The 12,357-nt window shown below is 70.2% G+C and carries 13 protein-coding genes and 2 tRNA genes; 13 read left to right on the forward strand and 2 right to left on the reverse strand.

Going from position 1 to position 12,357, the window contains the following annotated elements; all coding sequences use genetic code 11:
- The 12 genes from E1212_RS27965 to E1212_RS28010 form a co-directional block, all read left to right on the forward strand.
- On the forward strand, window positions 1-623 hold a 623-nt coding region (locus E1212_RS27965; RefSeq protein ID WP_131988645.1), incomplete at its 5' end, for a DNA replication/repair protein RecF.
- A 32-nt stretch (window positions 624-655) separates the two neighbouring features.
- Window positions 656-1,273, forward strand: a complete 618-nt coding sequence (locus E1212_RS27970) for a DciA family protein (RefSeq protein ID WP_131988647.1) — start codon at window positions 656-658, stop codon at window positions 1,271-1,273.
- Window positions 1,274-1,526: 253 nt separating this feature from the next.
- Window positions 1,527-3,527 (forward strand): DNA topoisomerase (ATP-hydrolyzing) subunit B, encoded by a 2,001-nt coding sequence (gene gyrB, locus E1212_RS27975; RefSeq protein ID WP_203417348.1) that lies wholly within the window; start codon window positions 1,527-1,529, stop codon window positions 3,525-3,527.
- A 124-nt stretch (window positions 3,528-3,651) separates the two neighbouring features.
- Complete coding sequence (gyrA, locus tag E1212_RS27980) at window positions 3,652-6,201, forward strand: DNA gyrase subunit A (RefSeq protein WP_238992516.1); 2,550 nt, start codon at window positions 3,652-3,654, stop codon at window positions 6,199-6,201.
- On the forward strand, window positions 6,198-7,259 hold the full coding sequence (locus E1212_RS30195; RefSeq protein WP_238992517.1) for a DUF3566 domain-containing protein: 1,062 nt from the start codon (window positions 6,198-6,200) through the stop codon (window positions 7,257-7,259). The genes gyrA and E1212_RS30195 overlap by 4 nt, the downstream gene beginning before the upstream one ends.
- Before the next feature lie 89 nt (window positions 7,260-7,348).
- Window positions 7,349-7,422: transfer RNA gene (locus E1212_RS27990), tRNA-Ile, on the forward strand.
- A gap of 182 nt (window positions 7,423-7,604) precedes the next feature.
- Complete coding sequence (locus tag E1212_RS30200) at window positions 7,605-7,766, forward strand: hypothetical protein (protein ID WP_203417349.1); 162 nt, start codon at window positions 7,605-7,607, stop codon at window positions 7,764-7,766.
- Window positions 7,767-7,910: 144 nt separating this feature from the next.
- Window positions 7,911-8,459, forward strand: a complete 549-nt coding sequence (locus E1212_RS27995) for a DUF305 domain-containing protein (protein WP_131988651.1) — start codon at window positions 7,911-7,913, stop codon at window positions 8,457-8,459.
- An 82-nt stretch (window positions 8,460-8,541) separates the two neighbouring features.
- A complete protein-coding gene (locus E1212_RS30205) occupies window positions 8,542-8,682 on the forward strand; it encodes a DLW-39 family protein (RefSeq protein WP_203417351.1) in 141 nt (46 codons plus the stop codon).
- A 145-nt stretch (window positions 8,683-8,827) separates the two neighbouring features.
- A complete protein-coding gene (locus E1212_RS28000; protein WP_203417352.1) occupies window positions 8,828-9,598 on the forward strand; it encodes a MerR family transcriptional regulator in 771 nt (256 codons plus the stop codon).
- A 135-nt stretch (window positions 9,599-9,733) separates the two neighbouring features.
- Window positions 9,734-9,809, forward strand: a tRNA-Ala gene (locus E1212_RS28005).
- Window positions 9,810-10,055: 246 nt separating this feature from the next.
- Window positions 10,056-10,619, forward strand: a complete 564-nt coding sequence (locus E1212_RS28010) for a dihydrofolate reductase family protein (RefSeq protein ID WP_420814451.1) — start codon at window positions 10,056-10,058, stop codon at window positions 10,617-10,619.
- A 10-nt stretch (window positions 10,620-10,629) separates the two neighbouring features.
- Here the strand turns inward: E1212_RS28010 and E1212_RS28015 are convergent, their stop codons facing one another.
- A complete protein-coding gene (locus E1212_RS28015; protein ID WP_131988654.1) occupies window positions 10,630-10,836 on the reverse strand; it encodes a hypothetical protein in 207 nt (68 codons plus the stop codon).
- A gap of 386 nt (window positions 10,837-11,222) precedes the next feature.
- On the opposite strand from E1212_RS28015, the gene E1212_RS28020 reads away from it, so the two are divergent.
- Window positions 11,223-11,483, forward strand: a complete 261-nt coding sequence (locus E1212_RS28020; protein ID WP_131988656.1) for a hypothetical protein — start codon at window positions 11,223-11,225, stop codon at window positions 11,481-11,483.
- A gap of 69 nt (window positions 11,484-11,552) precedes the next feature.
- On the opposite strand, the gene E1212_RS28025 is transcribed toward E1212_RS28020, so the two are convergent.
- The coding region (locus tag E1212_RS28025) for a BBE domain-containing protein (RefSeq protein WP_203417353.1) at window positions 11,553-12,357 on the reverse strand (805 nt) is incomplete at its 5' end.

Here is a 12,357-nt window from a genome sequence, read left to right on the forward strand (position 1 = left end):
GCGGGAGGGGGCCCGACCTCAGCACGCTCGACGTCTGGGACACCCACCTGGCGCAGGCCGGGGCCGAGCTGCTGGCCGCCCGCCTCGACCTCGTCGAGGCGCTGCGTCCGCTGGTCGCCAAGGCCTACGACGCGGTGGCCGGCGGATCGGGGACCTCCGGCGACCGCGAGGCACAGCTCACGTACAAGTCCTCGCTCGGTCCGGGGGCCGACCTGGTCCCGTCGCGCGAGACGCTGGCCGCCGCGCTGCTCGAGGCGCTGGCCGGGGTCCGCCGCGAGGAGGTCGACCGCGGCGTGTCACTGATCGGCCCGCATCGCGACGACCTCGTGCTCGCCCTCGGTCCCATGCCGGCCAAGGGGTACGCCAGCCACGGCGAGTCGTGGTCGTTCGCGCTGGCGCTGCGACTCGCCTCCTACGAGCTGTTGCGTTCCACCGGCAGCGACCCCGTGCTGGTCCTGGACGACGTCTTCGCCGAGCTCGACTCCGGCCGGCGCGACCGCCTGGCCGAGCTCACGGCCGGTGCGGAGCAGGTGCTGGTCACAGCCGCGGTCGCGGGCGACGTCCCCGTCGGGCTCAGCGGCGCCCGGGTCGATGTGCTCGGCGGCGAGGTCCGGCGGGTCTAGGGTGAGGTGTGGCGGAAGGGTGATCGCGGTCCATGAGTGACGACGACGATGTCACCGTTCCGGCGCCCGGTGTCGAGCTGCCGGCGCCGGCCACGGACCCTGTCGGCCCCCCGGACGGTTTCACGTGGAACCCGGACGGCGAGGAGCTCGCCCACGCGCTGCTCGCGCGGGCGAAGGTGGCCGGACGGCAGGGCCGCCGCGCACCGGCCCCCAAGAGCGGCCGCTCGGGCGGCACCACCTGGAAGTCCCGCTACCGCGCGCCCGGGGCCGGCTGGAGCGGCCCGGGCTCCGACGAGCGCGATCCCCAGGCCGTGGGGTCCGCCGTGGACAAGTTGATCGGCGAGCACGGCTGGGGCGAGGACCTCGCGGTGCACGGCGCGGTGGCCCGCTGGGACCAGCTCGTCGGCCCCGAGGTCGCGGCGCACGTCCAGCCGGAGCACTACGAGGACGGCGTGCTGAGCGTGCGGGCCGACTCCACGGCCTGGGCCACGCAGGTGCGGCTGTTCGCGCCCGAGCTGGTCCGACGGTTCAACGAAGAGATCGGCGACGGCTCTGTCACCAGGGTCGACGTGCGCGGACCGCAGGCGCCGAGCTGGCGGCGCGGTCCGCGGAGCGTGCCCGGCCGGGGCCCGCGCGACACCTACGGCTGACCGAATTCCGCCGATCCGCTCCGCGGCGCCAGATGGGCCTCAGCGTCGCCGCGGCTCCCGGTGTGGGTATGGGGACACATGCGCGGCGATCTACGCGGCTCCACAGGGCGTTCAGGGCCGTAGAACGCGCATTCTCGCGTCGGCACAAGGTAGAATGGCGGTGTCCATCCAGGCCGCGCGGTCTTCCTGGGCCCTCTCAGCGGCCTGCAGGTGGCACGGTGCGGCCTGATCCCTGGCAGGAGGTCCCCCGCTCGTGACGGACACCACGTCCTACGACGCCAGCGCCATCACCGTACTCGAAGGTCTCGAAGCGGTCCGCAAACGTCCCGGCATGTACATCGGCTCCACCGGCGAGCGAGGTCTGCACCACCTGGTCTACGAGGTCGTCGACAACTCCGTCGACGAGGCACTGGCAGGGGTCTGCGATCTCATCGAGATCACGCTGCTGCCCGGCGACGGCGTCCGCGTCATCGACAACGGCCGCGGCATCCCCGTCGACATGCACCCGGTCGAGAAGCGGCCCGCGGTCGAGGTCGTCATGACGGTCCTGCACGCCGGCGGCAAGTTCGGCGGCGGCGGCTACAAGGTCTCCGGTGGCCTGCACGGTGTCGGTGTGTCCGTCGTCAACGCGCTCTCGCGCAAGGTCGACCTCGAGATCCACCGCGACGGCTACCGGTGGACGCAGTCCTACTCGCTGGGCGTGCCCGACGCGCCGCTCGAGCGGCACGAGGAGTCCGACCGCACCGGCACCACCACGACGTTCTGGGCCAGCCCCGACATCTTCGAGACCACCGAGTACGACTTCGAGACGCTGTCGACCCGGTTCCGCGAGATGGCGTTCCTCAACAAGGGCCTGACCATCGTCCTGCGCGACGAGCGGCCCGAGGGCATCGACGCGGGCGCCGACGAAGACGTCGAGAGCGACCAGAGCTCCGAGCCGCGCGAGGTCCGCTACAAGTACGACCTCGGACTGGTCGACTACGTCAACCACCTCAACAACGCCAAGTCGCCGGTGCACCGCACCGTGGTCGACTTCGAGGCGGAGTCCGAGGACGGCGACGGCCAGGCCATGAGCCTCGAGGTCGCGATGCAGTGGAACGACCAGTTCACCGAGTCGGTGCACACGTTCGCCAACACCATCAACACCCACGAGGGCGGTGCGCACGAAGAGGGATTCCGGGCGGCGCTGACCACTCTGGTCAACCGGTTCGCCCGCGAGTGGGGCGTGCTGAAGGAGAAGGACCCGAACCTCTCCGGCGAAGACGTCCGCGAAGGACTCACGGCCATCGTCAGCATCAAGCTGGCCGAGCCGCAGTTCGAGGGGCAGACGAAGACCAAGCTCGGCAACACCGAGGCGAAGAGCTTCGTCCAGAAGGTCGTCAACAACGAGCTCGGTGCCTGGTTCGAGCAGAACCCCACCGAGGGCAAGCTGATCGCCCGCAAGGCACAGAGCGCCGCCATCGCCCGGGTGGCCGCCCGCAAGGCGCGCGACGCGGCCCGCAGCCGCAAGGGGCTCATGGGCGGTGCCGGGCTTCCCGGCAAGCTGGCCGACTGCCAGTCGACCGACCCGGAGGAGTGCGAGCTCTTCATCGTCGAGGGCGACTCCGCCGGCGGTCCGGCCAAGCAGGGCCGCGACTCCCGGGTGCAGGCGATCCTGCCGATCCGCGGCAAGATCCTCAACGTGGAGAAGGCCCGCATCGACCGCATCCTGCAGAACCAGGAGGTCCAGGCCATCGTCAACGCCCTGGGCACCGGGGTCCAGGAGGAGCTCGACCTCAACCGGCTGCGGTACCACAAGGTGGTCCTGATGGCCGACGCCGACGTCGACGGCCAGCACATCCGCACGCTGCTGCTCACGCTGCTGTTCCGGTTCATGCGCCCGGTCATCGAGCAGGGCCACGTCTTCCTGGCCTGCCCGCCGCTCTACAAGATCAAGTGGGCCGGCCGCGACGCCGTGCCCGAGTACGCGTACTCCGACCGCGAGCGGAACGCGCTGCTCCAGGCCGGTCAGGAGACCGGCAAGCGGCTGCCCAAGGAGAACGGCATCCAGCGCTACAAGGGTCTCGGCGAGATGAACGACGACGAGCTGTGGGAGACCACCATGGACCCCGCCCAGCGGCTGCTGCTGCAGGCGACCCTCGACGACGCCGCGCACGCCGACGAGGTGTTCTCCACCCTCATGGGCGAGGACGTCGAGAGCCGGCGCAAGTTCATCCAGCGCAACGCCCGCGACGTGCGCTTCCTGGACATCTGAGCCCGGCGCGAGACGAACCGACCGAGCAGGACATGAAACACAACGGGGCCGCAGACAACCGTCAGGCTGTCTCGCGCGTCATACCTGATGTGCGGCCGGCAGGCCGCACCTGGAGGAACCACTCGTGACGAACGACATCACCACGGCAGGCGACGCGCCCGGGCCCGGTGGACGCATCGAACCGGTCGACCTGCAGGTCGAGATGCAGCGCAGCTATCTCGACTACGCCATGGCGGTCATCGTCGGCCGGGCGCTGCCCGACGTCCGCGACGGCCTGAAGCCGGTGCACCGCCGCGTGCTCTACGCGATGTACGACGGCGGCTTCCGCCCCGACCGCGGGTTCTACAAGTGCTCGCGCGTGGTCGGCGAGGTGATGAGCAACTACCACCCGCACGGTGACACCGCCATCTACGACACCCTGGTCCGTCTCGGCCAGTGGTGGTCCATGCGGTATCCGCTGGTCAAGGGCCAGGGCAACTTCGGTTCCCGGGGCGATGACAAGCAAGCGGCGATGCGATACACCGAATGCCGCATGGAGCCGCTCGCCATGGAGATGGTGCGCGACATCGAAGAAGAGACCGTCGACTTCTCCCCCAACTACGACGGTCGCAGCGACGAGCCCGACGTCCTGCCGGCGCGGTTCCCCAATCTGCTGGTCAACGGCTCCGGCGGCATCGCGGTCGGCATGGCCACCAACATCCCGCCGCACAACCTGCGCGAGGTGGCTGCCGGCGTCGACTGGTATCTCGACAACCCCGACGCCGACAGCGAGCAGCTCCTCGACGCCTTGCTCGCGCGGATCAAGGGCCCCGACTTCCCCACCAGCGCGCTCATCGTCGGCACCACGGGCATCGAGCAGGCCTACCGCACCGGCCGCGGCTCGGTCACCATGCGCGCCGTCGTCGACGTCGAGGAGGACAGCCGCGGCCGGGCCATCCTGGCCATCACCGAGCTGCCGTACCAGGTCAACCCCGATGCCCTGCTGCGCAAGATCGCCGAGCTCGCCGACACCGGCAAGGTGCCCGGCATCGCCGACCTCAAGGACAACTCGTCGTCGCGCACCGGCATGCGCATCGAGGTCGTGCTCAAGCGCGACGCCGTCGCGTCGGTGGTCCGCAACAACCTCTACAAGCACACCCAGCTGCAGGACACCTTCGGCTGCAACATGGTCGCCCTGGTTGACGGCGTGCCGCGCACCCTGCCGCTCGACGGGTTCGTCCGGCACTGGGTCACGCACCAGATCGAGGTCATCCGCCGTCGCACCGAGTTCCGGCTGCGCAAGAAGCGCGAGCGCCTGCACATCGTCCTGGGCCTGCTCAAGGCCATCGACGCCATCGACGAGGTCATCGCGCTGATCCGCCGGTCCTCCGACGCCGACGAGGCGCAGACCGGCCTGATGCAGCTGCTCGACATCGACGAACTGCAGGCCCGGGCCATCCTCGACATGCAGCTGCGCCGGCTGACGGCGCTGTCGCGCGACGAGCTGCAGAACGAGCACGACACCCTCGTCGCCGACATCGTCGAGCTCCAGGCCATCCTCGAGTCCGACGAGCGCAAGCGGACCATCATCCGCGAAGAGCTGGCCGAGATCGTCGAGAAGTACGGCGACGATCGTCGCAGCCGCATCATCCCCGCCGAGGGCGACATGACCGCCGAAGACCTCATCCCCGAGGAGCCGGTGGTCGTCACCATCACCCGCGGCGGCTACGCCAAGCGCACCAAGGCCGACCTCTACCGCTCGCAGCGGCGTGGCGGCAAGGGCGTGCGGGGCGCGCAGCTGCGCGAGGACGACGTCGTCGACCAGTTCTTCGTCACCACCACGCACCACTGGATCCTGTTCTTCACCAACCGCGGCCGGGTCTACCGCGCCAAGGCGTACGAGCTGCCCGAGCTGGCGCGCGACGCCAAGGGCCAGCACGTCGCCAACCTGCTGGCCTTCCAGCCCGACGAGAAGATCGCCCGGGTGCTCACGCTCAAGGACTACGAGCAGTCGCCGTACCTCGTGCTCGCCACGAAGCACGGCATGGTCAAGAAGACCAGGCTCACCGAGTACGACTCCAACCGCTCCGGTGGCGTCATCGCGGTGTTGTTCCGCGACGAGGACGACGAGCTGATCGGGGCCGAGCTGGTCAGCGCTGACGACGACATCCTGCTGGTGTCGCGCAAGGCGCAGGCCATCAGGTTCACCGCCACCGACGAGCAACTGCGGCCCATGGGCCGGTCCACCGGGGGCGTCTTCGGCATGAAGTTCCGCGACGGCGACGAACTGCTCTCGATGTCCGTTGTGCGCGATGGAACCGACTCGTACGTCTTTACCGTCACAGATGGTGGATTCGCCAAACGAACCGTTGTCGAGGAATATCGTGTTCAGGGACGCGGGGGTTTGGGTATCAAGGCCATGAAGATCAACGAAGACCGAGGCTCACTCGTGGGTGCTCTGGTCGTCGGCGACGGCGACGAAGTACTCGCCATCCGGGCATCCGGAGGGGTGACGCGCAGCCCTGTGGCGGACGTTCCCGCCAAGGGTCGTGACACCATGGGGGTCAAGTACGTTGCGCTCGGTGGTGACGATGTCGTCGTCGCCATCGCGCACAGTGCCGAGGCAGACTCGGTGGAGGAGTCCATCGAGGACGTGGTGGACTCCGAGATCGACGCGGAAGGTGATGGCTCGTGACGAGCAGCGGCGCGACCGGGCGTCCGGGGACCGACCAGGACGCGCGCAACAAGAGCGCGCCTCCGGCCGACCGAGGGCAGGACCAGCAGTCCAACGGCGCACAGCCCGGGGCTCCCAGCGGTAACGGATCGCCCAATGGGCCGCGCAACGCCCCCGATCCGGCGGTCGACAACCGCCGCCAGCAGGCCGAGTCCGGCCAGCGCGGTGCGGCGGCCGCGCGCGTCGCCACCCGCAACCGCACGCGCGAGGACACCACGCCGCGCTCGGCGCAGGACTCCACGCAGAACCCGTGGTCGCGTCCCGGCGACCAGCCCGGCAACGGCGCACCGGCACAGAACGGCGGCGGGCAGCGTCCGGCGCAGCCCGGGTCGTCCTCGCCCAACGGGTCGCCGGCCGGGGCCGCGCACTCCGCTGCCGCCCCTGCCGCCGCCGCCCCCGCCGTCCAGCCCGCGCAGCAGCCCCAGGGGCCGGTGCCGCCGCCGTCGCTGGTCGCCCAGCAGGGTGGAGCGCCGCCCACGGTGTTCCCGGCGCCGCCGGGTCCGGTTCCCGCCGCGCCCGTGCCGCCATCGACCACCGCCGCCGACACCCAGGCCAGCCTCGAGGCGGTCCCGGCCGCACCCCGCCCGTCCATCCCGCCCAGGCAGACCCCCACGCCGTCGCGCTCCAGCAGCTCGCGCCGTCCCGGCCGGGTTCGCAAGGCCCGGCTGCGGCTGCTGCGGGTCGACCCGTGGTCGGTCATGAAGACGGCGTTCCTGCTGTCGGTGGCGCTGGGCATCACGCTCTTCGTAGCGGTCGCGGTGCTCTGGTCGGTGCTCGACGCCGCCGGGGTGTTCAGCTCGATCGACGACGTCATCACCGACATGACGGCGTCCGACGCCAACTCCGGCATCGACATCAACCAGTACATCGAGCTGTCCCGCGTGCTCGGCTTCACCACCCTCATCGCGGTGGTCGACGTCGTGCTGCTCACGGCGCTCGCGACGCTGGGCGCGTTCCTGTACAACCTGTCCGCGAGCCTGCTCGGCGGCCTCGAGCTCACCCTCGCCGAGGACGACTGAGCCGGCTCCGGCGAGCGGCGGTCAGCCGGTTTGGGTCGGCCGCCGCGGGTGAGGTACGCTGCTGCGGCGCACTGGTTGTGCGACATCCCGGGCCTATAGCTCAGACGGTTAGAGCGCTTCCCTGATAAGGAAGAGGTCACAGGTTCAAGTCCTGTTAGGCCCACCCAGCTCAGAGGCCCTATCGATGCGATCGGTAGGGCCACTTTCATGCCCGCACAGCAGCGGACCGGGGAGTGATCACGGCGTCGCCAGGTGCGGCGGGCTTCGCGGCTGGATGGGTCGGGCGCCCCTCATGCCGCCTGCGAGTATGGATTGTCATGCTGTGAGCCGGGTACAGCTCCGATCATGGTGGTTCTTGTGGTCGTCTTGCTGGCCGTCTGGTTGGTGTTGTCGATCGTGGGATTTGCGATCGAGGGCATCTTCTGGCTGGGCATCATCGGGGTCGTGTTGTTCGTGGCTACTGCGATCGTCGGCTGGCTCAGGCGGTCGGCTCATCGAAGGGTGTGATGCGGTCGGCACGGCTGCCTGAGACGGTGGGTCGGGTGCCGCTCCCTCATGACGTGCGTTTCCGGTCCGGTGTGGGGAGCACCGGCCGGGCCGTCGACGCGGTCGGCAGGGCTTCGTGCTGTCTCGGGCCCTGGGCTAGGCTCGATGCCCGTGAGGACGGTGTCGCGGCTGCTGATCCTGACCGCCGTCCTGGCTGTGGCGCTCGCGTGCGGTACGTCCCAGTCCGGCTCCGGTGATGACGAGTACGGTCCGGCGGACGTCCAGTTCGCGCGGCAGATGATCCCGCACCACGCCCAGGCCGTCGAGATGGCGGATCTGCTGCCGGCCGACGGCGTCAGCCCTGAGCTCGTCGAGCTCGCGGCCGCCATCGCGGGGGCCCAGCAGCCGGAGATCGACCAGATGACCGCCATGCTGGAGCGGTGGGGCTTCGTCCCGCCGCCGCTGAAGGGCGGTCACGCCCACGAGATGGCCGGCATGCTGAGCGACGAGGATCTCGCCGCCCTGGGCGCCGCGACCGGCGCGGAGTTCGAGCGCATGTGGCTGACGATGATGATCGAGCACCACCAGGGCGCCGTCGACATGGCGGAGGACCAGCTCGCCGAGGGCTCCGACGCCGAGGCGCGCGAGCTGGCCGAACAGATCGTCGACGTGCAAGACGCCGAGATCGCGCGGATGGAAGGGATGCTCCGGTGATTCGGACGTCACTGTGATGTGACGCCGATCTCTGCGTTAACCTCACACGAGATGTCGAACCACCGTCTGGAGGCGGACCATCGTGTTCAACAAGAAGATCCTGTTCGGAGCGGGGCTGGCCTTGGTGGGCTACCTCGGCTACCGCCGTTACCAGTCCGGACGGGCCGAGCAGGACCTGTGGGCCGAGGCCACGGATCCGATCCCGCCCGCCGACCCGCGCTGATCTGATCGATCTCGACGGCCACGTGTGGCCTTCGCCGCTGTGCGAGGGCTCGCGTGGCCCTCTGCTTGTTCGGTTCCGGATTTCGGGTTGAAGTTGACGTAGCGTCAACGAATATCGTCGTGGACGGATCGGAGAGTCCGATCCGGTGAACGACACGGAACCCACCATGAGCTGGTCGATCAATGAGGTGGCGCGGGCGTCGGGCGTGACGTCGCGGACGCTGCGGCACTACCACGCGATCGGCCTGCTCGAGCCGGCGTGGACGGCCGACGGCGGCCGGCGCCACTACGAGCAGGAGCAGTTGCTGCGGTTGCAGCGGATCCTTCTGCTGCGCGAGCTCGGGCTCGGCCTCGACGCCATCGGCGAGGTCCTCGCGGCCCAGGACGGCGCCGCCGCGGTCGACATACTGCGGCGGCATCGCTCCTGGCTGCTGGCCGAGCGCGACCGGCTCGACCGGCTGGTGGCGACCGTGGAGGACACCATGACCACCCTGGAGAAGGGAGGGACCATGACGGCGAACTCGATGTTCGCGGGGTTCGAGCAGAACCCGTACGAGGACGAGGCGCGCGCCCGCTGGGGCGATCACGCCATCGACGACGCGACCGCGCGGATGCGCGGCTGGTCGAAGGAGCAGGCCGACCAGGCCCGGTCGGGCTTCGGTGCGGCGATGACCGCACTGGCCGCCCTGCGCGCCGACGGCGTACCCGTCGGCGACGCGCGGGTGCAGGAGGTCATCGACGAGCACTACCAGTGGATCTGCCTGTTCTGGACGCCGAACCGCGAGGCCTACCAGGGCCTCGCCGATCTCTACGTCGACGACGACCGCTTCCGGCGGAACATCGGCCAGGGCGACGACGCGCTGGTCGAGTACCTCCGTGACGCCATGAAGGCGTACGCGGTCGAGCGGCTCGCGTAGCCGGGGGCCGGGAGAGCTGCAGATCTCCCGGCCCTCCGGCCGGCGCGGGTGAAGAATTCGCTGTCCAGCACGGTCACGCGCTATGGTTGTCGGCGCGGTTCGGCCCCTCGCTCAGCGCGGCGTCGCTCCGCACCAGGGGACGTAGCTCAATTGGCAGAGCACCGCCTTTGCAAGGCGGGGGTTAGGGGTTCGATTCCCCTCGTCTCCACCAGACCCCCACCTCGGGTGCCTGGCCGCACTGTCCGGGGCTCAGTCACTCTGGCCGACGTCGTGGCGGTTCCGGCGTCGCCGTGGCCGCGGTGCTCGTGCGGCTTACAGGATGCGACGGATGGTCACGCCCGCACGACAGCGGATTCGCATCATGAAGCGTTCGTGAAAGTGCCACGTGGTTGGCTCGGTCCACGCAGGATTCCGGATCGAGTCACAGGAGGAAATCGTGGGACTGGCAGTGCTGGACATGTCGATGTCACTGGACGGGTTCGTGTCGGGCCCGAACGACGACGACCCGGACAACCCGGGCGGCGACGGCTTCACGCTGCACGACTGGGCCTTCACCCCCGAGGGCGCGATCCGCGAGTCCGGGCCGGCCGGTGAGCTGATGGGCCAGATCTTCGCGGCCGGTGCGGTGGTATCGGGCCGGCGCACCGCCGAGCACGCCGACCACTGGGGCGGCGTCCACCACGGCGACGACGTCCGGGCGTTCGTGCTCAGCCATCGCCCGGCTCCCCCGTCCGTCGCCGACTACCCGCTGATCACCTACGTGTCCGACGGCATCGAGAGCGCGATGGCGCAGGCGAAGGCCGCCGCCGGCGACCGGAACGTGCACGTGATCGGCGCCTACACCGCGCAGCGGGCGCTCGAGGCGGGGCTGCTGGACGAGATCCAGCTCCACATCGTGCCGGTCCTGTTCGGCGGCGGCCGGCGGCTGATCGACGTGCTGCCGTCGCGGGTGCAGCTGGAGGTGATCCGGGTGATCGACACCCCGGAGGCCACCCACGTGCGCTACCGCGTCCGCCGCTGAGGCCAGGCCCCTACGCGCGCCGAGGCTCTTTCGGCCGGATGGTGGAACCCGCGATGCGCAGGTCGTACTGGTCGACGACGAAGGTGATGTGGGTGTGGGCGTCGGCATGGTCGTGTGCTGCTCCGTCGGCCATGCCGTAGCGGATGAACTGCCGCCCCTCCCAGGGGCAGTCAGCGCATTTCGCCCGGTAGCGGAGCTTGCCGTGCGGCGCCATCATGGTTCGAGGTTAGCTATCGGCAATGCATCCGACGTCCGTAAGGACTACTGCTCTCTCGTGAGGACGTGCCCGCCCGCGCCGTGCCCGATCCTGTCCTCCAGAGCCCCACCGGCCGGCCCGCACCCGAGGTGGTCGACGTCCGGGAGACCGCGCTGCTCGGTGGCACCGGCGCGGCGACCGCCGGTCTCACGAGGCTGACCCCTGCGGCTGGGCGACGGGGACGAGGTCGCGGTCGTGCGAAAGGACTTCCGGCCGCTGACCTCCGGCCGGCACCGGCACGGGGCCGACGACCCGCGGCACTGGGCGTACTGGCGACGCGAGTAGCTCGCGTACGCGTCAGGGCTGTTGCCGGCCGGACCGGCCTGCGGGCACCTCACTGCCACGGCGTGCTCGACGGCGCGGTGTACCTGGAGGACCTGACGGGCGACGAGGCCGACGTACGGACGGCGGGGCACCTCGGCGCGTGGCAGGGAGCGGGCGAGCTGCCCGACGTGCTCTGGCTGGGCGGTCACCAGTGGGCGCGGCGCCGGTCGGCTCGGACCTCGCGCACCTGGCGCTGGGCACCCGAGCCGACCTGTTCGACGACTACCTGGCCGGTCTGGACGGCCGATTCGAGCGGAACCAGGTCGAGCTGGGCTACCTGGTGACGCTGGTGCTGGTCGGCTCGAGCCGGGTGCACACTGGATGCTCTGCGCCGGCCCCGACGTCGCCGACGGCTACGTCGACTTCGTGTGGGCCCACCGACCGTGACGGTGACCTGAGGTCGACACCGCGGCTGGAGAGGCGTCCGGGGCCAGGTTGAAGTTGTGCCGGAAGACGTTGTCGGGGTCGTAGCGGTGCTTGAGCTCCTGGAGCCGCGCGAGGGTGGCGGGCGGGAAGGCGTCCGCGAGCCGATCGGGACTCTGGTCGGTCTCGAAGCTGAGGTAGAGGCCGTCGAAGAAGGGGTAGAGGGTGGCCCAGACCTCGGCCATGCGTGACGGGCTGGCGCCCATGGCCGTCACCTGGAAGTTGGCCGACCGGTAGGCGTAGGCCGTCGCGTCGGGAGGGACGTCGGAGACGGCGCCGCCCACGGAGCGGATCTGGAAGAAGTGGATCGCGCCGCTCGCCAGGGCCGCGGCGGCCGCCGCCGCGAACTCGGGCGTGATGTGCTCGAGCAGGCCGCTGTGAGCCAGCGGTTCACCGGTCGCCACGTGCGGCGTGCCGCCGGCGTTCTGCATGATCGAGGCGTACGACGTGATCGTCACCTCCTGGTCGTAGAGGGGCGCGATCGACGCGACCTCCGGGTCCGACGACTCCACGACGGAGCGGGACTGGGCGACGGCGGGCTGGCCGTTCCGGGGCGGACCCAGCACGAGGAAGCTGGAGAGGTCGCGAGGGGCGGACTCCACCGCGGCGCCCCAGCGGAGCAGGTAGTCGGCGGGGTCCTCGGCGACCTGGGTGAGGAAGCCCCAGCCCACGTCGCCCACCTCGTCGACCACGAAGTCGAAGGAGGTGACGATGCCGAAGTTCCCACCCGCCCCC

This window comes from Jiangella ureilytica, from assembly GCF_004348545.1.
Taxonomy (GTDB): domain Bacteria; phylum Actinomycetota; class Actinomycetes; order Jiangellales; family Jiangellaceae; genus Jiangella; species Jiangella ureilytica.